This is a genomic window from Niastella vici (assembly GCF_002077945.1).
In the GTDB taxonomy this organism is placed as follows: Bacteria; Bacteroidota; Bacteroidia; order Chitinophagales; family Chitinophagaceae; genus Niastella; species Niastella vici.
In genome coordinates this window covers 310,739-336,546 of record NZ_LVYD01000044.1, presented here as the reverse complement: position 1 = coordinate 336,546, position 25,808 = coordinate 310,739, and the positions used below count along the sequence as shown (strand labels likewise).

Genomic DNA, 25,808 nt, shown 5'->3' with positions numbered 1-25,808 from the left:
ATTCGATGAACTGGATACAGGTTTTTGGAGACAACCGGCTTTTTGGCTCATTGGGAAAAGGCGGCGTTCCCCAACTTTATTTGATAGACAAAAAAGGACATATCATTTATAACAGAGCCACAACTAAAGACTTCAGTATGATATTATTAAGAAAAATACTGTCAGAGAAATTAAACAAATGAAGCAGGGTTAAACCGGCTACGATTAACGGCTGAAAGAAAACAATTGAGCTTTGTTAAAGAGCCGCATTTTGTGGTTCTGTTTAAATCGGGCTTTCAAAAAATATTACAGATATTGGGTGATAAGGCCGGGAGCAAAAAAGGTTGGTAAAAACCAACCTTTTTGTCGTTACAACGACGCCCATAAAAAACGACCCTTAACTAACGCTCTTCCGGGCCAAATCGCTATAGCTTATATTTACAGAATTCAGTCCCATTTGATAATCATGATAATCACGGCAATACATTACGCACTCGTTTGCGTCAATATTTAACCAACGTCAGAAAGAATAAAGAATATAGTAACTTTGGTCATGCCATATTCATTAAGCCTGGTATTAGAAAGCAAATGAAATAAGGCCTCAAATATCTTCAACTTATCAACCTTGGGCAATAGTTAAATTGACGACATCTGATGCTTTATTTGCGTTGTAACAGTTATATTTTTTATAACCTCTAATGGCAGGTGCCAACAAGTATATGCAATACATTTACGAAAATTTCACCTTTCCCCCCGATCAGTCTTTTACCATAAGATCTGAAAAACTGGAAGTAAGGAAATACACTGCCTTAAAATCACATGTTAATTTTGAAATAGCATTAATTGAAAATTGTTGTGGCAAACGGTTCATAGGTGATCATATTCAGGACTTTGAAGGTGAAGAACTGGTATTACTGGGCAGTTATTTGCCCCATTGCTGGCAATATTATAAAACGATGGATCCCCTGATAGCACCAGAGGCAATTGTGATCCATTTTTTCCCTGATTTCCTGGGAAAAGACCTGCTTAACAAGCCGGAGGCAAAACAAATGAACCGGCTTCTTGATGATGCAGCCAAAGGGGTGATCTTTACAGAACCCACCAGGTTAGAGGCAAAAGTGATCATGCAACAGATGCTGGTTGAAACCGGCCTTAGGCGGGCAGCGCTTATGTTACAATTACTCGATATCCTTGCCCGGTCAGAAAATGCCCAGATCCTTAGTTCGCCCTATTTTCACCAGGTTGGCAATTCGGGCGATGCCCAGAAATTAAACAGGGTATTTGAATACATTTTTGCCAATTTCAAACAGGAGATCAGCTTAAAGGAGGTGGCAGATATTATCCCCATGTCGCCGGCAGCCTTCTGCCGCTTTTTCAAAACAAAGACCAATAGAACATTAATAGATTTTGTAAAAGAGATCAGGATTGGCCATGCGGCCAAATTATTACTGGAGGGCAAACACAACGTAACCGAGGCCTGTTTTGATTGCGGCTATAACAACCTTTCCAACTTCAACAAACATTTTAAAGAGGTAAAGAAAATGTCGCCCCGCAATTTCGTAAAGCAATACGATTCCGAAATTGCAATGGATTGAAAAAAGGGACTAAAAAGCCCCCTTTTTTTAAACAACTGATGTAGAGAAAACCTACATCAGGGAATCAAAACTTCCCCCATTCAATATTTTATTCCAATACATCTTTTGATTGTGAAATATTTAATGTCGTTCAGTGCGTAATTGGTCAGAGCATTTCATAAAAATGGGCAATGGCAGGATTATAAAAGGAACCGGATTATTATTTCTCACGAGTATAGCTAAGTTCCATGCCGCCATTCTCCATCAGAATAAGAGTAGAGTCAGTTATCTGTTTAACAATAGTAGTATCAATACCCTGGCCTGCTGCTTTAACGCCTGTAGTATGATTCCACAACATCAGTGTGTCGCCTTTTACCTTCCATTTATCATAAATAAGCGTGTGCATATTAATTGAACTGGCGGTTCCATCCGCATTTAATTGAAACCCTTGTTTACCAGGCTCCTGACCAGGGATGGGCTGAACCCATTTCCCTACCAATTTACCAACGGGTGCAGGCTCCGCTATTGTTGTTGAAGTTACGGGGTTTGTTTCTGCTGAGTTCTCCTTTTGTTTAGGCTCATTATTACTATTACACGCAACCAGGGATGAAGCGCATGTAATTACTGCCAGGATTGATGTTCGTGCTTTCATACTTCAATTTTACTTTTTGCTATTTTGCCGGGGCGCAAATTAAAAGAGAGTCTCTGAAAATTCAAGTTAAAATTACCTTATTCATCAGGGTTAGATGAAAGCACTTTAAAAGTGAAAATTTAATTACCTGATGATGTACACGAATAAGCATTACATGTATTTGCAATTCGTCAAAATAGAATCGATATTGGTCAATATACAATCTGTTTATAGACACTTAAAGGCACCCGGTCAACAGGCATTTCCCGCAATTTCTTAAAGCAATACGATCCCAAAATTGCAATGGAATGAAAAAAGGGACTGAAAAGTCCCCTTTTTTTTCTAAACAACTGCTATAGAGAAAACCTACTTCAGGGGATCAAAACTTCCTCCCCATTCAATATTTTGTTCCAATACATCTTTTGATTGTGAAATATTTGCCGGCGCAAGCGGATAAAACCAGTGACTTAGGTCAAAGCTGAATTTGAAAGCCGGATCGCCATCGAGATTGTCGATAAAGTTGGCTGTAAATTTAGCCCGTACTGATGCCGTCATAATGTTATCGGCAGGCACAACGGTTTCACCGGTCTTCAGGGTAATATACAGGCCGTGGCGGGCTCCCTGGTTGTTCAGCAGATCGAATCGCTTCAGGCGCCGCAGATCACCAAAGCGTTTGTTCTCAAAAGCAAACTCAACCTGCCGTTCGGCCAAATAAGCGTCCCGTATTTCGGGCTGGTTGGCTGCAGTAACTCCGTAATTATTGCCTGCACCGGCCGCAATACCGGCACGTTGTCTTATCTGATACAACACACCGAGCGCTTCTGCTGTTTTCCCCAATTCATTGGCACATTCACCATAGTTCATTAATACTTCTGCAAACCGCATTTCAACCCAATCGGTCTGGGCCTGGTTACCTAACCCGGCAGTCACCGTTGTATCGAGCCCTTTCCGTTGAAAGAAACCGGTAATACCCGGGTTGCCGGGCATACCCGGATGGATCACATTAATGATATTTACGTACTTGCTGCCGGCAGCATCGTAGCGCCAAACATTCCAATAACTGTTTCCTTTTACATATATGGGAGTAACTTCATCGGGACAAGGATAAGGGGTACCTCCGCAGAAGACCGTAGCATAAAAGCGATCGTCCCTGTTTGTATAAAAATCAGTCAGGAACTGGGCATTGTACGTAGCATCACCGAGCTGGCTCTTGTCAAACTGCATAGGAGCGCCATCACGTTTGGGGAAGGCCAGCAGCAGCGACAACAAAGGCTGATTATTATTCGATGCATCTTTGGTAAGCGGCTCAGGACGAATGCCATTGAAATTATTGGAGTGACTGGGATAGAAGAACTGGTTCACCATGATCACCTCCTTATTTCTTTCCTGATACCAGATATTGCGGAAGTTCGGATGCAATGCGTGGCCCTGGCTTTTGGCGTAATCAACTGCAGCCTTGCAGGCATCATACGCCGTTTGCCAGCGCGCTGCATCATTGGCAGGATTAAACAACGGGCTTGCATACGTCATTAAAATGCGTCCCTTCACCGCCATGGCAGCTACCCTGGTAATACGTCCATAATCAGTTTGATTGGCATAAACACCGGGCAGCAACAGGATAGCGCTATCCAGATCCTTCACGATCTGGGCAACACATTCAGATGTTTTGTTCCGCGGAACAAAAAGTCCATTAATATCATTAAAATTCTGTTTATGCAGGATAATAGGCACGCCACCGATCTGGTTAACCATTCCCCAATAAGTCCAGGCGCGCCAGAATTTTGCCTCGCCCATAAACTGTTTTTTCAGATCGTCGGGTAAAACACTGGCCTTCACATTTTCCAATTCATCCAAAAAGTAATTTACCTTGTCTATATTGGTGTAAGAAAGGCTAACGCCGATATTATCCTTTGTAATGATACCCCGTTGGTAATTACCCAAACTTTTAGCCGTTGAAATGCCTTCATCGGTTGAGCCGCCATTGAAAGGCCAACCCGGCATTTGCCCGTAGATATCACTTAAAAAAGCTTTGATCATTGTTGCATTTCCCCAAACCGCCTCCGGAACAATCACCCCGTTATTAGTATAATCGAGCCCCTTCTTGCAAGTTGCAGTCAACAACGCAACGGTTGTTACACCAACAAGGGTTTTAACCAGTTTATTATTATGAAATCGCATACTGTAGTTGTTTTTGAATTTTACAATGTCACATTGAAACCGAAATTGTATGTTTTCATCGTAGGATAGCTAAAGCCATCACCTATTTCAGGATCGAAATAATCCTTATTGAATTTGCTTATCAGGAACAGGTTCGATCCGCTGAAATACATCCTGAGGCCGTTGAGGCCTGCTTTATGAATTATGCCAGCCGGAATTGAATAGCCAATATTGAGCAATCTCATGCGAATGAAGTTGGAGCTTTTCAACCAGAATGTACTGGCCGTATTCGTTACCGACTGCGTTCCATCGTTTGCAGAATACCTGATGGGGAGGGTAGCATTGGGTGTATTGGGTGTCCATGCATCGGTATACCATTTACGCCACATCCGGTTCCATTCCACATTGCCACTAACCAGGTTATTGACCATTCTCCATTGGTGCAGGCTTCCACTGAAAGAGGCATCGATGGTGAAACCTTTCCATTCAACACCCAGGTTGAGCCCCAGTACAACCGGGTTATTGTTCTTCTTTACGGTAGTAACGTCCCAGGAGTCAATAACGCCATCGGGTTTGCCGTCTTTGCCACTCAAATCAGCATAGGTCAATTGTCCTGCTGCCGGCGCAATTCCATTGAACTTGTAATTAGGATTTGCAGTTATAAAAGCATCCACATCGGCTTGTGTACGCAACATGCCGGTAGTTACGTAGGATGTGATGCGGGTCATGGAATTTCCCTCATCTTTCTGCCATGGGTAAGTGATATTTTTATCCTGTCTGATCAGTTTGGCTGCTGCATAGGCCGCATTCATATTTATGTAGTAATTCACATCACCTACAAAGTTCTTGTAACCCAGTGACAACTCAACACCTTTCGATTGCACTTCTCCATAGTTGCTGGAAGGGAGGCTGCGGCTAAAGGTGGGCGGCACAACCGCTACTCTGCCGGTAAGGATATCATACGTACGCACAAAGAAATAATCGGCAGTGGCATTAAAATGCTCGAGGAAATTCACATCCACCGCAACATTGTAATTAAAGGATTTTTCCCAGGTGATGTCGGGATTAACTATTGAACCATAAGTAACGCCCACATTGGTAACAGGTGAAGTACCAAAATAAGCGCTGTTACCGGTAACATAACTTTGCTGATACTGGAATGCACTTATGTTATCGGCACTGGTTAAACCTGCAGAAGCGCGTAACTTAAGCAACTCTACGCCACGCACCGAATTGAAAAAATTCTCTTTTGAAATGATCCAACCCAGCGATCCTGAAGGGAAAAAGCCCCAACGCTTGTCCTGGGGGAATTTATACGACCCATCGTAGCGGTAAGTGAAGTTGGCGATGTACTTATTGTCGTAGTCATAGAAAAACTGGCCTACCCACGATTTACGGCCAATGGTTTGTTCTGTACTGCCCGACACATAAGAATCCAGGCGGTCACCGCTTGTAGCCCACCACTGGTCGGTGGTATATACCGGGAAGTTTTCCCGGCCCCCAGTGAATCCGCCCGATCTGCCTTCCGCTCTTTCATAGGTAAGCCAGCCTTTAACGTGATGCACGTTAGCGAAAGTGCGCTCATAGTTCAACTGGAAGTTCAGTTGGTAATCTTCGTTCCAGCGATTGGTTTCTTCTAAAAAATCCTTGCCTATCTGTGATGATTTCTTGAGGGTTACCAGGTCAGCGTCGTTCGTACTGATCTGCCGTACACCGGTTGTTTTCATTACCCACATATCGTACCGCTTTCCAAAGGTCTTGTTCCGGTTAGCAGTATAAGCTTTTATGTACTGGGTTGATGCACTTAAACCCGGGATCACCGGTATTTTATAAGTAGCCTGCAGGTTTACAACCGGCTTTACATAATTGTTCTTTATATAACCGCCATCACCCCGCACCTCAGCGCCTACGTTACCGATCCAGCCATAATCTATCGGGTTGCCACCATCGGTCCATACAGGTTGTTCCGGCTGCCACAGTAATTGTTTACGGTAAATGCCGTTCACATCACCTACTGATGTATTGGTAGGGGTGTAAGTCTTGTTATTATTCAGGGAAAGTCCGGCAAAAAGGGTAAGATCGCGGGTTAGATCGGCAGTAAGATTTGCGCGAAAATTATATTTGTCGTAGGTAAGGTTCTTCATAAAAGCGCCCTGCTTTACATAAGAGCCCCCCACAAAATATTTTATTTTTTCGCCCCCGCCGGTGATACTGATGTTATGGCTTTTGGTATAAGGGTCCTGCCAAACTGCATCTAACTGGTTATAGCCCCAGCCGTTATTGATGTTTTTGAAATAATCAAAATCAGATTGTGACCACAAGGTGCTTGAGGTAGGATTTATCCTGTTATAAATTTCACCGGTTTCAATGGCACTTGTCAAAGGTGCATTCTTACCTCTTTTATCAACGCCGGTATTGAATGAATAGTTGATACGCGGTTTCCCATTTTTACCACGGCGGGTGGTAACTACAATTACACCGCCGGAAGCCCGGGCCCCGTAAGCGGCCGTTGATGCGGCATCTTTTAGTACAGTTAATGTTTCAATATCATTCGGGCTCAGGTTGTTAAAATCATCGGCCGAACTGGTAACCATTCCGTCAATCACAAAAAGCACATCCTGGCCATTAATCGAACTCTTCGTACGTACAGTTATGCTGGGAGCCGTTCCGGGAGCGCCTGCGGGCGTACCAACCCTTACGCCGGCCATTTGGCCTGCCAGCAGATTACCTAATGATGTGGTGGGACTGGTACGTCGCACATCGTCCATTTTCATGGTAACCACTGACCCCGAGAGCAATTCTTTCTTTTGTGTACCATAACCTATCACAATTACATCTTCGAGCGTTGTTGCTGTTTTTTCCAGTTCAACGATCACCTCAGTGCCATCTGCAATAACGGTCTTTGCATCATAGCCAACCATTGTAAAAGTTAATTCCTGTTTCAGTTTTGTGTTTAGTTGAAAATATCCATTCAGTTCGGAAATTGTCTTTTGCGTTCCCTTTACTTCCTGAATGGTAACACCACTCAAAGGCTTTTTATCCTTTGAGTCAATAACCTTTCCCCTTATGCGCACTGCTTCCTGTGCGACTGACAAACCGGGGATTATAAGCAGGCTCAGGACGCCTACTATGGACAATAGCATTTTCGTTAGCTTCATCATAACTAGTTTGTTTTGGTCTTTTGAAAAATCAGGCGAGAAAAATTCAAAAAGTGTGTTTACTTTTTTGACATTACATTTTCATTATTAAAATTTTCATAAATGTCACAAATAACACACCCCATAACCACAGTCAAATTGACTATAACCCATGCTATCTTTGCTTTAGCATTATGCAGCTGTTATGATAAATGAAAAAGCAACGGCCATCAGAAGTGATCTGACGGCCGTTGCTTTTCTCTATTATGAATATTATAGGAGAACGATTGCTTACTGCAGCTTATTGATTGATAAATGAGTAAAACGAAGTGGCTTCAACCCAGGTTTCACCTGGTTTCGTTCCTTTAACGCCAACCTGGTAATTACTCATTAATTTATTCCATTCAGCGCATTTGGGATCATACCCTTCGGCAATTTTGCCCATGCTGTTCAGATCGGCCCCTGCCGGCACTGTAATTGTCATTACCAGCAAATTTGCATAACGGTATAAGACGATCTTTTTATACCCGGCCTTTTTAAAACCGGCTTCCACCTCGGGCCAAACCTGCTTATGATATTGCAGGTACTCCTTTAGCTTTATATCGTCATCGGCGATGTTCACTACAAATACCCGTTCTTCCAGCGCCGGCCCCGTTTTGCTGGAGGTAGTTGTTTGAAAACAGCCCGCAAATAGTAAAGACAATAGCATCGCAAAGCACCAATTAAATTTCGGGTTCATGACAATTAATATTTCTTATTAAAACAGTAAATAAATGAACAGCATTACGATTGCCAACAACAGCCAGCCCAGCCATACCGAGCGGGGTTGATGCCCTGCTTTCCTGTTCGTTTCGAGTAAAGAAGGTAAGCTTTTATTTTCACCGGGCTTTGTAAATAAAGTAACCAATACCATTACCACTGCAAGCCCCACAAATAAATAAACCGACAACATTAAAAAATGCGGCCAGAATCCTTTGTAAGGCAAATTAAGCACATGGCAAACACCTACTGCCATACAAATTGATCCACCGCCATAAAGTACAACATCTGCAGCCATACTGTTGGCCCTTTTCCATAAAACACCTGCCAGAAAAACAACCGACAGGGGCGGCGCCAGAATAGACACCAGACCCTGGCTTAATTCAAAAAAGCTTTTTCCGGAATGACTGTATAAGTAAGCGATCAATACAGCCAGTACAGCGCCAATAAGCGTAAGCAGCTTTCCGGTATTTCTTTTCCGGGTTTCATCCATTGCCCTTAACCGGCTTATCACATCCAGCGTACATACAGTACTGAACGAATTCAATCCCGATGAAACCGTATCGATAAGCGCGGCAATAAGCGCCGCTACGCACAACCCGAGGAAACCATGTGGCAATAGCTGTTTAACCAGGGTTATATAGGCATTATCAGGCTGGGCTATATCTTTATACAGCACAAAACACATGATACCCGGAAAAATAAAAATGAACGGCATTAATATTTTAAGCGCGGCAATAAAAAGCGCGCCATACTGGCCCTGCTTCAGGTCTTTTGCCGCCAACACTTTTTGCACGATCGTTTGGTCGGTACACCAATAATAAACGGCCACTACCGGGTATCCCAATACGACCGCCAGCCATGAATACTCCGGGTCTGATGCCGAACGGAACAATGGCCAGTAATCAGCGGGCACTGCATGTACAAAGGCATGCACACCGCCGATCTTTTGCAGGGCCATGTAGGTGAGTATCACCGACGATACAATTATAATGATTGACTGAAAGACACCGGTTCGCACCACTGCTTTCAAGCCGCCAACGGTTGTAATGCTGGTCGCCATTAAAGCGATCAATATTACTGACCGCATCAATGGCCATTCAAATATTTGAGAAATGATGAGCCCGCCCGCATACAAAGCACTGCCCAACCATACTACCAGTATGGAAAAAAGACTGTATACAACGAGGAAATTATAGGAACGTTTTCCGAAGCGCACCAACAGGAACTGGGGCATGGTACTTATTCTGGTGGCCAGGTAATGCGGCAGGAAGAACATGGCCAGCAGCAGCAGGAAGATCCAGGCCAGCCACTCGAAATTACTACCCACTACCCCCCGCGAAAATCCGATACTGGCTAACCCTACCAGCATCATGGGACCTGCATTGGCGCTAAACAGGGAGAAGCCTATCTGCCACCATTTCAGCGAGCGGCCTCCTAAAAAAATATCGGCATCAGCTGATGCACCTTTCCTGATCAGCAGAAATCCGATGATAAAAAGTGCTACAACGTAGCCCAGAACGACTAAATAGTCAACTGTTGTGAGGGTTACATTCACATGAATAAATTACAGCGATACATTTGGACGATATTCTTTCACGTTCTTGCTTGTCCAGGTTTGTGACCTGATGATCTTGTTTTCGTTTGTACAATATTTCCAATCGATGCGAACCGGCATGCCGTCAATTTCAGGCAGAATGAATTTTCCGTTTTTCCATTGGGGTCGGATGTAAAAATATTGCTCCAGGCCGGCCATTATAGCATACAAATACTCCACCTGGCAATGTTTGGGTGCAGTAGCCATCAGTGACGCAGTATACATGGAATAACCGCCGGAAGAAAAAGTAAGGTTTGCATTAATGGCCAGGTCTTTTACCTCCACCCATTCTTTTACGCCACCCAGATGCATGGGAACTGGTTGCAGGTGTTGAACGCCCATGCTTGCCAGTGTGGGGAACATTTTCGATGACCGTTCAGATTCTCCATAAGATATTACCATTTTAGTGCGGCTGCATAACTGCTGTATCTGCTCATAGGATGCTGAATGCACGGGTTCTTCAAACCAGGCCAGGTCTTCCGCCGCTGTCATCTCTACAAACCGGAGCGCCTGTTCTGTGGTCCAGATCTGATTGGCGTCTACTGCCAGCTTCATATTCTTTCCCACCAGGTTCCGCACAAACTTTACCCGCTCAACGTCTTCCTGCATATTGGCGCCATGGTCTTTTCCCACTTTCATCTTGTAACAGTCTACACCAGCCTGCAGAAAATAGTCCACCTCTGCTTCCAGTTGCTGCAGCGTATAGTTTGTACCACCGCCGCTGCCATAAACCGTTACATCGTTATGGATAGCGCCCAGGTATTTATGCAAAGGTATTCCCGCTTTGCGGGCCGCCAGGTCGTGCAGGGCAATGTCTATTTGCCCCACCAGGGCCGCCGCCGGGCCGCGGAAGCCTTCATTGCGAACCGACCAATATAATTTTCTATATAATTCAGTATAAGTAAGATGTTTTGAATAAAACAGTATTGGCAGCAAACAGGTTTCCAGGATATTCGTATACGATCCATAAACAGGCGACTCGCCCTGGCATCCATCTTCATCTTCAATTGTTAGTATGGCCAACCCGAACGTATTAAAGGGGCCCATCGTAGAATCCTGAAATGGGATAACCGCCGGCGCAGGTTCCAACACCCGCAGATAAACTTTCGTTATATTAAATGTTTCATTTTCTATTCTGCTCATTTAAATAAAAATTTCCAACAGTGTATTTATATATTTCATGTACCAAACTTTCATCCAGGGGTCCTGCCGCAAAATCATTCAGGGTGGTCAACAGCTGTACCAGGTCGCGGGGACCAATAACCAGCTTAAATTGCTGTGGTAGTGATATTACAAACCGGTGAGCCAATGATGCAAGGGGAATTGAATGCGCATCGGCAATTACTTTTATCTTTTTAGCTGCTTCAACAAATGAATAATCTAACCAGGCGGGCGGGTTGGTTGTATAAGCATCGTAACAGTTTCCCAGCAGTCCCATGTTCAATAAACTGGCTGCGTAATAGTCAATTTGGTATTCGTTACAAAACGGAAGGTGTTCGGTTAAAGCAGAGGCATTGCAGGCATTTAACTTATTAAACTCCATCACCACATCAAACACACCGGAATGAATGTAGCGATCGAACCAGGCAGGCGCATTGCCGCCCAATCCTATTTTATCAGTATACCCTTTTTCTTTAAATGACACCAGGGCTTTCAGTACATTTTCAACCTGGTTCTCGCGCAGTTGTTCCGGGTCATGCAAAAAAACGACGCCCATTTTATTTACGCCCGTTCTAACAAGGCTTTGCTCAAGGCTACGGTGCATGCCATAGGCTGTATAATCATAAGCACCCTGATCTATTGAAAGGCCCCGTAACCTGCCCACTTTTGTACTGATCACGGGAGGCTTGCCTTTCCATTGCCGCAGGGCTTTTCCTATATACAATTCAGCATCTCCATAGGCCGGTGCGGTATCGATGGCGCCAATACCCAGTTCCAGGGCTGCTAACATTGTTTCAACAGCCGCTTCTTCCTTTACAGTGCCCCAAATACCGCCCAGGGCTGCAGTTCCTAATATAACTCGTTCCATGCACATAGGTCCAAACGCTTAGGGTGTTTAAGTTAAGATAAATTTCGTAAGGGCAAAAAGGGCAAACAACGCCTATTTTGATCTTTTTACTTACTATTTTACCCTACCCCATTATCGTACAGCCTGCCCCTTTGTAACCCCGTTCTCATTGAATGCATCAACACTGAAGAAATAAGGCACATCCCTGTTTAATCCGGTGAGGTCGAGAAAATGATCGTCGTATACCATTACCGAATGATACAGCTTGTTGCGTTTGGTGCCAAAATGAACAACATAACCTGTTGCGTTTTTAACCGGTTGCCAGCTCACCCGCGCCCGCCTGCTATCACGCTTATCCCTGGAAACGCCAATACCCGTCACAGGCATTGGCTTTTTTCCAGCGCCTTTCCCAAATATTCTGAAGCCCGACAGGGAGAATTTCCCATCAGGCACCTGCAAACCCGTAATGCGTACAAACCGGGCTACAGTTGGGTTGGGCAACACTATATAATCATGGGTTATGTCTGCGGTATTATTAGTTTTATTAACAAGCGTGCTCCAATGAAGGCTATCTATAGAGACGTCAATTTTATACCGGTATGGTTTTATGGGATCGCCCGCTTTTAGTGTGGCGCCCTCATCGGCAAAATTTACCTGGATGGCATTTACCGAACCCTTCTTTTGCAGATCTACCTGTAACCATTCGCCGGGATCACCACTTGCCGCACTCCACCAGGTGCGCACCTCTTCATCGCAAGCCAGTCCGGGTGCATGTTGCGTGATTGATGTGGAAGCAATGGCAGGCTTGTTATACGAGAGCAACATCCAACCCGCAAACAAACTTTCTTTTTCATAATTCATTTTGCGGGCAGGCATTGTCATTGGATAGTCGCCAAATGCCGTTAAACAATGGAGCTCGCCTTCCTTATCGAAAAAAGCGGGGAACAACCCAATACGGCGTTCAAACATGTGGCGCACGGAAATGGTCATGGTAGCCACATGCCAGTAGTTGCCATATTTATCTTTGAATGTACTTCCATGCCCTGCGCCATTGATAAAGCCCCGGGGCTTATACGAAAAGGGGCTGTTGGGCATATAACGGAATGGCCCAAGCGGTTTATCAGCAACATATACCCCATCGCCATACACCTTGAATTCGGTGCCGGGAGCCGCATATTGCAGGTAATATTTACCGTTGTATTTCGTCATCCAGCTGCCTTCGTTCCAGCCATCTTTTTTATTATTGTTCAATTCGCCATGTTCTTCCCAGCCATATTCATTGAAATGATGGCCGATCAGGACCACCGGGCTGCCAATAGTATCGAATTGCTTTAATGGGTTCAGTTCAACTCCGCGAATGGGGTCTTTGCTTGAACAGCCATAATAAAAATAAACCCGGCCATCGTCATCGCAGAACAATGCCGGGTCTGTCATACTCAATGGAAACGTACTGCTATATGTGCTCCAGTTATCCTGCTGCGGATCGGTGCTATAAAATATTTTGTGGCCCCCGCCTGAGGCAATAAAGAATACCGTGTCGTGAATGGTTTCAACGGTGGGCGCATACTCTTCGACCGGCAGGGTTTTACAGGGCCGGTAATGCCAGTTTACCAGATCATCTGAAAACCAGTACCCACCCGATTTTGATGCGTATAAATAATATTTCCCCCTGAACAAATGTATTACCGGGTCAGCCGCCTCGCGATAAGATGGGGTATCGTAACCAAACCGGTAATTTAAATTTAATGGATTACAAAAGCTCACTGGTGTTTGCGCCATCACCTTCCCAAGCAACAATGCCAAACATAATAGGGACCGCTTCATTTGTAACAACAGTTTTATTGAATAACCACCTTTCCTTTGGTATTGATACCAATCAGTTTTGTTTCACCCGCCTTTACGCCCACCTTAGGCCATTGAACAAATGCGGTATAGGGCAGCGGCTTTTGAGCCTGTGCACCGGTTTCGGCAAAAACAGCCACGTTGGCATCGTAAGCAGTAGGATTTTTTATTTCAATCGTCAACTGCTTATTATCACTTTTAATAACCCGCACTTCCACATGATCGAAGACAACCAGTTTCTTTTTATCTGTTTGCACATAAATACCTGGCAGTTCCAACGCCATCAACATGCCATTGGTTTCCGTCCACGAATTGCGGGTATTGATAAAATTACCAATGCTTCCTTTGCCTTCTGCATCACTGGGTTGAATGCGTTCCATGCTGGAACCGGGTAAATTGTTGGTGGTAATATGACCGGGCGGCCTATTCACCGCTTCGGCATGTGCATGCTGTATATCCCTGATGAGCTCAGCATATAATGCATTGCCGGTAGCCCGGTATAACCTGAACAGGTAATCACCTGATGCGGTACAAATACCCGGCGCGGCATGTTTATTTTGTATGCTTGCCCACACAGCGCCGGCCATTTTACATTGTAATTTACCGATCTCGCTGTTCGGCGGGAACACCGGATCATAAGACAATGCCCAGGTAGCGCAAAGCGCGGCCTGCACTTCTGCTTTTTGTAACCAGCTTTTATCGCCGGTATAGTAATACATCGCCATCAGCGATTCCAGAAAACCATAAGCGCTTTCAGAGTTGGCATCCTGCGAAATATCACCGCAATCGCCACCGGTTAACCCCTGCTTCACTACATCGCGGTTGTAATAATAATTCGCAGCATCCCGGGCAACCTGCAACCAGGCAGGTTGTTTAAAATAGTCAGCAGCAATGGCCAAACCTGCGGGTGCAATGGCGCCGGCGGTTGAATTGAAGACAGCTACTTCCCCTGTTTCCGGTTCTATATACTGACCAAACTCGCCATACTTTTTCCAGGTGTTTACAAAAGCCATGGCTAATCTTCTGGCAGCTTCTTCCCATTCAACTTTTATCATCTCCTGGTGCCCCTGTTCTTTGAAGAGCAGGAAGTGTTTCATGAACCAAAGCAGCGCATCGCTGTTCTTTCGCACCATGGCGGTGAGCTGAACTGAATATGGATTTGGTTTATCGCCCCTTAGTTCCCCTTCGGCCTTAATACCACCATAAAAATAACCGCTCTTTCCCTGCAGCTTTGCCACTACGAAATCAAGCTCGGCCGCCACCCTTTTTCTTTCTGTTTCATTATTCAATGCCAGCATGGGGTAACTGTTCATCATGCCACTTACCCAGCCCAATTGAAAATCTTTATTATTTTCAGGCAAATAATAACTGCCAACAGGGACCGTAACAAAATTATTGCTGCAAATGGTGGTGGCCAGTTGCAGGTATTTACTCATAGGCAACTGGTTCCGTGGTTGGTTAGGGCCTGTTACCTGTTTGCGCACCTGGTTAAATTTTACAAGCAGCGCGGGAATGTTTTGCGCGTTGAACACATACAAACGGAAGTGAATGGAAACGGCATCCCCCGCATTCCAGTCAGGGGCCTTATCACCACTCTTATGAAAATCGCCAAAGCCAGGCGCCAGTTTCCGTACCGCCGGGGCAGAAACCGCAAAGCGGCTGCTGTCCTGTGCGGCATTCTCGGAAATGGTTAAACCACTGTTCCCGAATTTCGTTTGTTGTTCAGTTAACAGGATGAATCCTTTTTTTGTGGTTGCAGCTAAAAAGCACATGGCCGGCGTGGCGGCATTCCCGGTTTGCAGTTCAATTACAGCCGGCTTTCCTTCCTCAACTGACAAACGTGGATTGTTGGAAATGGTAAGCGGCGCCTGCGGATTGTAAAACATATCTTTCGGATACGGCGGGTTATAGCCATTCCCAATTGAACGGTACCGGTTGCCGTTATAAACAACGGCCGGCACCATTACATAATTGGTGCGGCTCCATTGCCCGAAATCGATCGATATGCTCACTGCTGTTGCCGTTGCCTGTCCCTTTTGCAAGGTAAAACCGGCGGTTACATCAATGGCATCCGGTTGCCCCGGTACCGGTTTCGTTACCAGGTTCAATGCCCACACTGCTGAACCGGTGTTCAACTGGTTTCCGGGAAAGGTTCTTCTGCTTACCAGATCGGTCCCTGAAAACGTTTCAATATTGTATTGAACAATTCCATTCAGCGGTTCCAGGAATTTGTTTACGCTTTCAGGCAGTTGAGCATTTGTGAATGAAGAAGCCAGGCCTGCACTAACGAGCGCCAATAACAGCTTTGCCCTTCCCATGGTTATACTTTCCCTTTTATTTTATTTGATCAAAATAGTTTTTGTAACCACATTCGAGGTGGTCTTTATGGTGGCTATTGGTTGTCCGCCCCCAACACTGATCACCAGTTTGCCGGTGGGCTGGTACTGGTTACCCGAATCATCTACCACCATCAGATCTTCGGGCTGCAGCCTGAAGACGATCATCCTGGTTTCTCCTTTTCGTACCTTAAACCGCTGGAACCCTTTTAATGCCCGGATGGGTGCATTTACCTCCGGATATGAGCAATACAACTGCACTACTTCTTCTCCATCGTACCGGCCGGTGTTCGTAACGGCTGCAGTTACCATAATGGGTTTCCCCTTCTGCATGGTTGCCGGCATTTGAACATGGCTGTATTTAAAGGTGGTGTAGCTTAATCCATAACCGAATGGAAATAAGGCTTCGCCTTTAAAATAACGATAGGTGCGCCCCTGCATACTGTAATCAGAAAAGGCGGGCAGATCGCTATCACTGCCATAAAAGGTAACAGGCAAGCGACCCCCGGGATTACATGAACCAAACAATACAGCGGCAACAGCTGATCCAGCCCCCTGGCCGCCATACCATGCGTTGAGGATAGCAGGAATACTTTCCTTTTCCCAGGGAATCGCTATGGCACTTCCTGTTAATACTATAAACACCACGGGTTTGCCCGTTGCTTTCAGTTCTTTAAGCAATTCGGTTTGTACTGCCGGCAATAAAATAGATGTTCTGTCGCCCCCTTTAAACCCCACCGCATTTACCGACATTTCCTCGCCTTCCAGGTCAGGTGAAATGCCCCCCACATAAATAATGACATCTGCATCGGCGGCTCTTGCTGCTATTGCCTTCAGATCGGCTTTTTTACCTGCGCTGTCTTTGGAAGGCGCCACATCACTGGTATAATCTATTCCCTGCTCATAGCGAAGGTCAACATTGGCGCCCAGTTTTTCCCTGATGCCTTCCAGTATGGATACGGTATGTGAGGGGTGCCCGTTATAATTTCCCAACAGGGCATTCCGGTTATCGGCATTTGGACCTATGACCGCCACTTTTTTTAACCGGGTACTCAGCGGTAACAGGTTGTGCTCGTTCTTTAGCAACACAATTGATTGCTGCGCCATTTTCAGGGCAAGCGCTTTGTGTTCGGGTGCTTCCAGCACAGAGAAAGGTATTTTTGTATATGGTACATCCTGTGTTGGATCGAACATACCCAACCGGTAACGAATGGTGAACAACCGTTTTAATGAGCTATCAATTTGCTTCTCCTCGATTATATGGTCCTTCACAGCGTTCACCAGAGACTTATATACGGAAGTGCCGCACTCCACATCGGTTCCATGCATTACTGCATCTGCGGCAGCTGCAGCCGTGGTAGCATGCGTCTTGTGATTTTTTACAAAATCATCAATGGCCCAGCAATCACTTGTTACATAGCCGGTGAACTTCCATTGATTGCGAAGAATATCATTCATCAACAGATCGTTGCCGCAACAGGGCTGACCATTGATCGCATTATAGGCACACATAACACCAGCCACCTTAGCATTCACTACGAGTTCCCTGAATGCTGGTAAATAAGTATCCCACAGATCATGCAACCCGGGGTTGATATTATCAGTATGCCGGGTAGGTTCGGGACCGCTGTGCACCGCATAGTGCTTTGCGCAGGCGGCTGCCAGCAGGTAACGGGGATCGTCGCCCTGCAACCCGCTTACAAAGGCTGCGCCGAGCTTTGCTGTCAGGAACGGATCTTCGCCATAGGTTTCCTGCCCCCTTCCCCACCGGGGATCACGAAAAATATTGATGTTGGGGGTCCAGTAAGTAAGTCCTTTATAGCGGTCGCCTGTTTTTCCTTCCTCTACAGCCCTGTTATTAATGGCGCGGCCTTCTATAGCCGAATAATGCGCCATCAATTTCAGGGACGCCGTATCCCAGGTTGCCGCCATTGCTATGGCCTGGGGAAACACGGTTGTTTTGTAAGGGGTACGCGCAACACCATGCAGCACTTCATTCCACCATTCATAGGCCGGAATACCGAGGCGTGGGATGGCTGGCGCCGTATTCAACATTTGGGCTACTTTTTCTTCGAGGGTCAACCGGCTTACCAGGTCGGTCACTCTTTGTTCAACCGGCAAGGCCGCATTCCACATGGGATAACTTTTGTACTCCTGCGCTTTTACAATTGTACAGCAGGTTAAGCCCAGGGCCACTAAAGAAACTTTCATTCTTTTCATTTTCCGATCTTTTCTCCTTTTCCGATGGCAGCTACCACCAGTTCAAATTTTATTTTATCATCCTGTTGTCCCAATACTTCTACCGTAATTGTTGAACGCCCCTTTGGCAAATTCAACTTCTTTGTTACCGGAAATTCCTCCAGCTTATTGCGGCCGGCATCGGCCAGGTATAATCTATTATTCTGATAAATGAGCTGTTGCCCCGGCATCAATTTGCGGTCAATGGTTATAACGGCGCCATCTACCGTAATTTTAAGACCATCGGCATGTGCTTCTTTCGGTGCATCGATGCGTATAGTGAGATCAAGCGGTTGCGCATCAAATTCATTGTTCAGTTCAAGCGGTTGCGCTGCCTTAACCAGGGGTTGATTGCGGTACCGGTTCTCCTGCACCGGAGATAACAGGTACACTTTACTTTTAATGCGCGTAAGGTGAAATTTATGCGAAAGGTCTTTCAGCTTTTCTTTTTGCGCTTTTGTAAATAATTGCGCCACCCGCGCATCTTCCCAGGTGCGGAAAGCATCGATGAGCGCCTGTTTGTTGGCGCATTTCTCCAACGTACCCTGGCTAATGCCCAGCATATAGGTGGCGTTCCAGCCAATAGATTTTGCCTGCAGGTTCTCGATATCGTAAACCGTCCAACCTGTTTGCAGGCCCTGGATGCCGAATGTAGCCGGGAAATAACTGCCTTCAAAAACATAGCGCATGTCTTTCCCTTCTATACCCCATTTATTGAGCACCGGGCTGAACATGTTATCACCGCCGCCTACATTGCAAACACTCATATAATGCCAGCTGCCTTCGTACACGGCGCTGCCCATCACCCGCAGGTACCTGCCGCCATTTCTTGTGTAACTATCAAAAAGCCCCCTGAAAAAGCGTTTGAATGAATATTGCCCATGCCCCTGGTACATGCAACTTTCAAGGCCGTCAAAATCTATATAATCCATTTTGCCTTCAGTAAGCCATTTGCCGTAATAGTCAGCATACACTTCCTGCAAATTCATATCGGGCACAAACCCGCGATAACAATTCGGTTGCAATTTCACGATCATGGTACCGGCTTTGTAAGTACCCCGAACCGATCTATGAAAACCTCTTTTTATTTTCAGGAAGGTATACGGTGGTGTGGTAGTAATGCCGTTGTATTCGATTAACTCTTTTCCAATTTTCAGCACATTGGTATGATTGCCTTCCCAACCGCCAAATTCATTAAAGTAAGCCGTGTCGGTAACAGTGATAACCGTATCATCGGGCGAAAGATCTTTTGTGATGAAAGTACGCTGCATAATACCGAGGCTGTCACTGGGCACCGGTGATACATCGCTGCTTCCCGGTTGTAAAAACTCACAAAGCGTATGCAGCCCGTAACGGAGGCCATTTTGTTGCATCAGGGCGCCATAATCGGGTATGCTCATGGATGAACTCTTAAACCCGATCTGCCTGTTCGTAAACCGGTTGGCGGGGTTAGGATAGTATTCGCCCCATCCTTCATCCTGGATTCCTTTTATGCCTAACTGTTTGGCATAACTGGCGAGGCTATCGTGCGGCCCCCACCAGGCAATATCAGGGCGATAGGCGGCAGGATCTTTTATCCATTTGCCATCGATCATAGGATGTGGTAATCCTTCATTCAGCACGACCTTTTCAATGGTCTTTAATCCCAATGAATCGGGGCAGGCATAAAAAGCCAGGGATGATCCTATAAATTGCGCGTTGGTGGGAAGCACGAGCTGGTAACGGCTCGAGTTCGCTTTTCCATCTATATTATCCGGATATTCAGGAAAACGGATCATTTGCTCTTTGCGGCGGTCCCTTGCATGCATGCAAATGGTAGAACCGAAGGCCGGCTCCAGTTTTGCACCGTTTCCATAATTCATTCTGAAATACTCTTCAGGGTTAGAATAAAAAGCCACATCATTTACCCCATCACCGCCAATACTGAAGGTTTGCCCTTCTTTAAGATGCGCCGGCAGCGGATATTTTTTAGGGTCGGGCGAGTGTATATAGTAATACATGAACGACAGATCGCCACCCGTGGGCGGGCCACTCGTTGTATTATCATCTAACCCCAGCAAACCAATGGCAAAATCATCATTGCGTACCACCCCTATCACATCGCCAATGGTTTTTGAAATATTGGTTTTGTATGGTCCCCACACTATGTTATCGATATCATCACTTTTTGTTAAGGCCAGTAATTGAAAGCGCAGGTATTGCGTTTTTTGTTCTGCCTTTATGCGGGCTACTGATCCATTAGCATAGGTCAACACAATTTCTTTACCAGCTGCATTATAAACTGCTTTTTGCGGCAGGATCTCCTGCTTATTGCTTTGCAAACTCATCAACGCCGAGGACATCCCTGCAGGACAATATTCCCGGCCTGTTCCCTTATCTTTTATGGATGTAACAAAACCTTTATTGTCAACAGATATGCGGGCATACTGCGTTTGCAATTGAAAGGCCTGCGCAAACAGCCGCTGTACCGGTGAAAGCAGTATGCATGCATACAGGGCCATTCGCAGTTTCCCGAGACCGAAGTGGTTCATATTTTATTTTAGCTTTTTAATTAACCCGTTTTGGTAAGGCAGGAATTTACGGAGGCCGGCAATTATTTTTAGCCTCGTTTGAAGGATTAAAATTACCTGATTTGACAATTTTTTAAATACGTGATTTTGACATGTTCCAATGCTTTTTTGCTTCCGGAAAATTGTTATTAATCAACAATAATTTCATCAGCAAATAGCCAGGCGGGTTTTCCTGCGCCCGGATGTCCCTCAGGACAGGCATCCAGTATTTTACCAGTGACGCGGATATACCTTGCGCCCTGCTTTTTAAAGGTGGTTGTAAAATCGTAGATAGTTGAACTTTTTTCGTTTACCGGTATGGGGTTATTGACCACCTGTAATGCGGTATAATTAATGCCGTCCCTGGAGACTTCAAACTTCACCCATTGTGGCAAAAACACCCAATCGCCGTATTGCTGTATACAACCCAGCGTTACCTGGTGCACCTGTTTTTCGGTTCCCATATCGAGGGTGGCAATCAGTTCTTTTCCCGAAAACCCTAACCAGTACCTGTTCAACCTGTTCTTCCCTCTTATGCCATCGGTCAGCGTATTGGGCCCATCGGCCATATAATACCGGCTAATGGGATTGGCATAGCTCATATTGCCACCAACCGCCTGATGCTTTACAAAGGACTGTTGTTCCACCACAGTACCCATCACGTTTCCGTTCACAACCGTTACAGCCTTCACAGTAAGGGATGTATCAATTTTTACAGGCGTTATGAACCTGTTACTGGTAACAGAGGGAGTAGTGCCATCAAGGGTATAATACACATCGCCTTTATAAGCTTCAGTACTGAGGTTTACAAACAGGGTCCCGTTTTCGGCTTTAGGTTGTAGCTGAACAGTAAAATTTCCCTTACAATAATTAAAATTCCTGGCTTCAAACAACCGGAAATGGGGTTGCAGCCGCTCGTTAAAACTATCCCAGGACTTATGTTCTTTGGGGGTCCATACCACTTCAGCCAACGCCAGCATTCTTGGCAGCACCATATATTCCACGTGTTTGCTGGTGGTTATGTATTCCGTCCACACATTGGCCTGCGCGCCCATTATAAAACGGCCCTGCTTTTTTGTAAGCTCGGCAGGTATAGGGTCATAACCATACACCTTTTTAAGCGAATTAAATCCACCAATAGCCCTGGGTTCGCCTGCGGGGCCCGCCTGGTAATGATCAAAATACAGGGGTTCACCCGGCGTCATTACCACCTGGTGTTTCATTTTGGCCGCCTCTATACCGCCCGACTCGCCCCGCCAGCTCATTACAGTGGCTTCGGGCGCCAGGCCGCCTTCCAGTATTTCATCCCAGCCTATCATTTTCCGTTGTTTGCTTATCAGGAATTGCTCAATACGTTTTATAAAATAGCTCTGCAGCTCTTCTTCATTCTTCAGCTGTAGCAATTTCATGCGAGCCTGGCAACGCACACATTTCTTCCAGTTGCTTTTATCCACTTCATCACCACCGATATGAATGTAATTTGAAGGAAATAATGTGAGCACTTCATTCAGTACATCTTCCAGGAATGTAAAAACACTGTCGTTCCCGGCGCAGTAGTTTGAGGACGCGTTGGTATAGTTACCACCAGTCAATGGCAACTGCGGCGCCTGTGTGCAACTTAAGAAAGGGTATGCTGCAATGGCGGAGGCCACATGCCCCGGCATCTCAATTTCGGGCACAATGGTAACATGGCGTTCGGTTGCATATTTAACAATCTCCCTGATCTCATTCTGGGTATAAAATCCGCCATAGGAAGGGTTTTCGCCCGGTTGGGCCACCGGTCTGCTGCCCCATACCATATCAGTATGATCAACGCGCCAGGCCCCTGTCTCCGTTAATTTGGGATATTTTTTTATTTCAATGCGCCAGCCCTGGTCATCAACCAAGTGCCAGTGAAACACATTGAGTTTATAATAAGCGAGCAGGTCAATATATTCTTTTATAAAGGAAGCAGGAAAGAAATGCCGGCTTACATCGAGGTGCATACCCCGCCAGCTAAACCGGGGCTTATCTTTTATTTTTACCGCAGGCACGTTTACAGCCGCTACCGCACCTGTAACCGGCAGTAACTGTAAAAGCGATTGCATTCCATAAAAGATCCCGGCGCCTGTTGGTGCGGCGATCCGGATGTTACCGGTTGAAATGGTCAGTAAATAACCCTCATCGCCAGCCGACCGCACTCTTTTTTTAACCAGCTCAATACGTTTGCCACTGTTGCCATTAATGGACAATTCAATTCCATATTGTTGCTTTATATGTTGCTGCAGGTAAACGGCCAGTGATTGCAGCGCTTCGTCACCCGGCTTTATCTTCAGGGTGGTATTGGCATCAATACTAAAACTTCCGGGCAACTGTTCAACACTTACCGGTTGCGGAATAATATTTACCTGCTGCCCTGCTAATAAAAACGGCAGAAAAAAAGAACCCACTAATAACAGTACCTTATTCATTGTTTGGCTGATTATTTCTTATTGTTGTTTAACGTATTCGCACAGGAAATTTCCAACACACCGGTTGTTAATCCCGGCGATTCAACGATCAGTTTTAATTTGCCCCGGGCGCCTGCATGTGCTTTTACTACTACCAGCATTAAGCCATTAAAGGCCGGCCGCACTGAACTGCTGAACGGAATAAAACTGGTAGCATCGCCATTGTCGGTAGCCACCATTTCCCCTTCGCCCTGCAAGCGGCAGTTAATAGTATGCCGGGCTGTTGGCACCAGCCTTCCCTTACTGTCAGTTACTGAAATGGTAATAAAAACAAGGTCCTGGCCATCCCCTTTTATAGATGACCTATTTGCCTGCAGCTGTAAAGCGGCCGCCTCGCCGGTAGTGGTTCGTACTTCCCGGGCCCACTGTTTTCCGGCCTTGTAGGCAATGGCCACTAATTCACCCGGCTTATATACCACGCTATCCCACTGCAGGCGATACTGCTGTGGGGCCTTCTTTTTACGGCCTAACGATTGGCCATTTAAAAACAACTCAACTTCATCGCCTGAAGTGTATATATGAACGGGTACAATTGAATCGATCCTGTTTTTCCAGTTCCAGTGTGGCAATATATGTACCATTGGAAAATTGGGCCGCCAGTGTGATTGATATAAGTAATACCTGTCTTTGGGAAAACCACACAGATCAACAATGCCAAAATAACTGCTGCGGGCCGGCGCTTTTGATTTGCGCAGTGCTGACAGCTTTTGCTCCAGCGCCTCCTTCATGGAGGGGTCATTTCTGAAATTCAGCAAATTGGTCTCATCTGAATTATACGGCGTGGGCTCACCCAGGTAATCGAAACCCGTCCATACAAACTCCCCCAGTAAATGCGCGAATTTTGCATTGGTGCGAAATTGTTCATCGGGTGAACAGCCCCAACCGGGATATGCATTGTCATAGGAAGATACCTGCCAGTTTGCATATTTTTTATCGAAGAAATATTCGCCGCGTGAAGATATGCAGGATGATGTTTCGCTGCCAATAGTAGGTTTATTGGCATACCGGGCATCTGCATCCCATTGCGGCTGCCTGCTAAAGAAATAATTTACCCCCATAATATCGAGCGCCACGGCAGCGCCCACTTCCCTGCCCCCATCGGGATCGTTATAGCCATTTGAAACAGGACGGGTGGGGTCTTCGCGTTTAACAATATTTGCGAGGTGAGCCGTCATGGCCGAATCACGCTGGTCCATCACTTCATTACCGATTGACCAGATAAATACAGATGGATGGTTGCGGTCGCGGTGCACAAGCGCTTCCAGGTCTTTTTCATGCCACTCGTCATACAGTTTGTTATAATCTTCTTTCTTCTTTCCATGCTTCCAGCAATCAAAGGCTTCGTCCCATACCAGAAAGCCCATTTCATCGGCCAGCTCCAGCAATTCAGGAGCAGGTGGATTATGTGAGGTGCGCAAGGCATTACAGCCCATTTCTTTCAGGATGGTGAGCTGCCGGCGTAATGCGCTGGTATTGATGGCAGCACCCAGCGCCCCCGCGTCGTGGTGATTACAGGTTCCCTGTATTTGAACCCGACGGCCATTTAACAAAAAGCCGTTCCGGGCAGTAAACTGAAGGGTACGAATGCCGAATGCGGTGTAATAGGTATCGACTAATTTTTTGTTTGCGGTTATAGTTGTACGTGCCAGATACCGGTGCGGGGACTCAAGATCCCAGAATTGTGGGTTCACCACCACTGCACTTACCATTGCCTCTGCCGTTTTGCCGGGCGCAATTGATAATACCGAATCTTTTAAAGTGGCAACCCGAACGCCAGGCTTATTATGGTTATCCATTGTAAACAGCTCGGTATGCACACCTGCCAATACCGGGTTACCGCTTTGATTATCGACCTTCACCTGTACCTGTACAACAGCCTTTTGCCTGGTAACGTGGGGCGTTGTTATAAACGTTCCCCAATGGGCAACATGCACCGGGTTTGTTTTTACCAGCCACACATGCCGGTAAATACCTGCCCCTGAATACCAGCGGGAATCCCAGTGTTCGGTGCTTACCCTCACAGCCAGCACATTTTCTTTGCCGAATTGTAAGAAGGGCGTCAACTCCATGCGAAATGAACTGTAGCCATATGGCCAGGTCCCTAAATAATGGCCGTTTAGCCATACCTGTGCGTAAGCCATGGCGCCATCAAAATCGAGAAAGAGCTGTTTTGCGCTATCTGTACGCGGGAGGGTAAAATGTTTTCGATACCAGCCAATTCCTTTATAAGGCAATTTACCGGTTTCACCAGCCAGGTCAATCCTGAAAGGCCCTTCTATGGCCCAATCGTGTGGCAGATCGAGTTTTCGCCACCCGGTTTCATCGGCACTTATTTCCTGCAAGCCTGTTGGCTCGGCAACTACCGATCCATCGGCCTGTAAACCCACCCGCCTGAACAACCAGTTGGCATCAAAAAGTGCAGCCTGCTTATTTTGACCTGTTGTTATCAGGGGTAACCAACTCATTAAAACAACACTTACTAAAAATATATTCCGGTTTGAATGCATACAAT

15 protein-coding genes are annotated in these 25,808 nt (G+C 45.9%); 2 read left to right on the top strand and 13 right to left on the bottom strand.

What is annotated here, in order from left to right:
- Both A3860_RS41645 and A3860_RS15360 read left to right on the top strand, forming a co-directional pair.
- Nucleotides 1-182: thioredoxin domain-containing protein (locus A3860_RS41645; protein WP_216823453.1), on the top strand; the 182-nt coding region annotated here is incomplete at its 5' end.
- 516 nt (nt 183-698) lie between these two features.
- Nucleotides 699-1,574 (top strand): AraC family transcriptional regulator, encoded by an 876-nt coding sequence (locus A3860_RS15360; RefSeq protein ID WP_158085268.1) that lies wholly within the window; start codon nt 699-701, stop codon nt 1,572-1,574.
- A gap of 199 nt (nt 1,575-1,773) precedes the next feature.
- On the opposite strand, the gene A3860_RS15355 is transcribed toward A3860_RS15360, so the two are convergent.
- From A3860_RS15355 to galB, 13 genes are all read right to left on the bottom strand, one after another.
- On the bottom strand, nt 1,774-2,205 hold the full coding sequence (locus A3860_RS15355; RefSeq protein WP_081147595.1) for a lipocalin-like domain-containing protein: 432 nt from the start codon (nt 2,203-2,205) through the stop codon (nt 1,774-1,776).
- Between the two features lie 345 nt (nt 2,206-2,550).
- On the bottom strand, nt 2,551-4,362 hold the full coding sequence (locus tag A3860_RS15350; RefSeq protein WP_081147594.1) for a RagB/SusD family nutrient uptake outer membrane protein: 1,812 nt from the start codon (nt 4,360-4,362) through the stop codon (nt 2,551-2,553).
- A gap of 20 nt (nt 4,363-4,382) precedes the next feature.
- On the bottom strand, nt 4,383-7,502 hold the full coding sequence (locus A3860_RS15345) for a SusC/RagA family TonB-linked outer membrane protein (protein WP_081147593.1): 3,120 nt from the start codon (nt 7,500-7,502) through the stop codon (nt 4,383-4,385).
- A 277-nt stretch (nt 7,503-7,779) separates the two neighbouring features.
- A complete protein-coding gene (locus tag A3860_RS15340; protein ID WP_081147592.1) occupies nt 7,780-8,217 on the bottom strand; it encodes an L-rhamnose mutarotase in 438 nt (145 codons plus the stop codon).
- An 18-nt stretch (nt 8,218-8,235) separates the two neighbouring features.
- A complete protein-coding gene (locus tag A3860_RS15335; RefSeq protein ID WP_158085267.1) occupies nt 8,236-9,795 on the bottom strand; it encodes a sodium:solute symporter family transporter in 1,560 nt (519 codons plus the stop codon).
- Nucleotides 9,796-9,804: 9 nt separating this feature from the next.
- Nucleotides 9,805-10,977: a mandelate racemase/muconate lactonizing enzyme family protein gene (locus tag A3860_RS15330; protein ID WP_081147590.1), complete on the bottom strand. Its 1,173-nt coding sequence runs from the start codon at nt 10,975-10,977 to the stop codon at nt 9,805-9,807.
- On the bottom strand, nt 10,958-11,863 hold the full coding sequence (locus tag A3860_RS15325) for an aldo/keto reductase (RefSeq protein WP_158085266.1): 906 nt from the start codon (nt 11,861-11,863) through the stop codon (nt 10,958-10,960). Before A3860_RS15325 ends, A3860_RS15330 begins: the two co-directional genes overlap by 20 nt.
- A gap of 111 nt (nt 11,864-11,974) precedes the next feature.
- Nucleotides 11,975-13,666, bottom strand: a complete 1,692-nt coding sequence (locus tag A3860_RS15320) for a family 43 glycosylhydrolase (protein WP_081147588.1) — start codon at nt 13,664-13,666, stop codon at nt 11,975-11,977.
- Between the two features lie 14 nt (nt 13,667-13,680).
- Nucleotides 13,681-16,002: a hypothetical protein gene (locus A3860_RS15315; protein WP_081147587.1), complete on the bottom strand. Its 2,322-nt coding sequence runs from the start codon at nt 16,000-16,002 to the stop codon at nt 13,681-13,683.
- A 21-nt stretch (nt 16,003-16,023) separates the two neighbouring features.
- Nucleotides 16,024-18,231, bottom strand: coding sequence for a glycoside hydrolase family 3 C-terminal domain-containing protein (locus A3860_RS15310; protein ID WP_216823452.1), 2,208 nt, complete (start codon nt 18,229-18,231; stop codon nt 16,024-16,026).
- Nucleotides 18,232-18,236: 5 nt separating this feature from the next.
- Nucleotides 18,237-20,789, bottom strand: coding sequence for a hypothetical protein (locus A3860_RS15305; RefSeq protein WP_143774113.1), 2,553 nt, complete (start codon nt 20,787-20,789; stop codon nt 18,237-18,239).
- A gap of 167 nt (nt 20,790-20,956) precedes the next feature.
- Entirely contained in the window at nt 20,957-23,257 is a 2,301-nt protein-coding gene (locus tag A3860_RS15300; RefSeq protein WP_081147584.1) for a glycoside hydrolase family 20 protein, read from the bottom strand.
- 11 nt (nt 23,258-23,268) lie between these two features.
- The gene (gene galB, locus A3860_RS15295; RefSeq protein WP_245843545.1) at nt 23,269-25,761 is read right to left on the bottom strand and encodes a beta-galactosidase GalB; all 2,493 of its coding nucleotides are present in this window, start codon (nt 25,759-25,761) and stop codon (nt 23,269-23,271) included.
- Nucleotides 25,762-25,808: the final 47 nt, after the last annotated feature.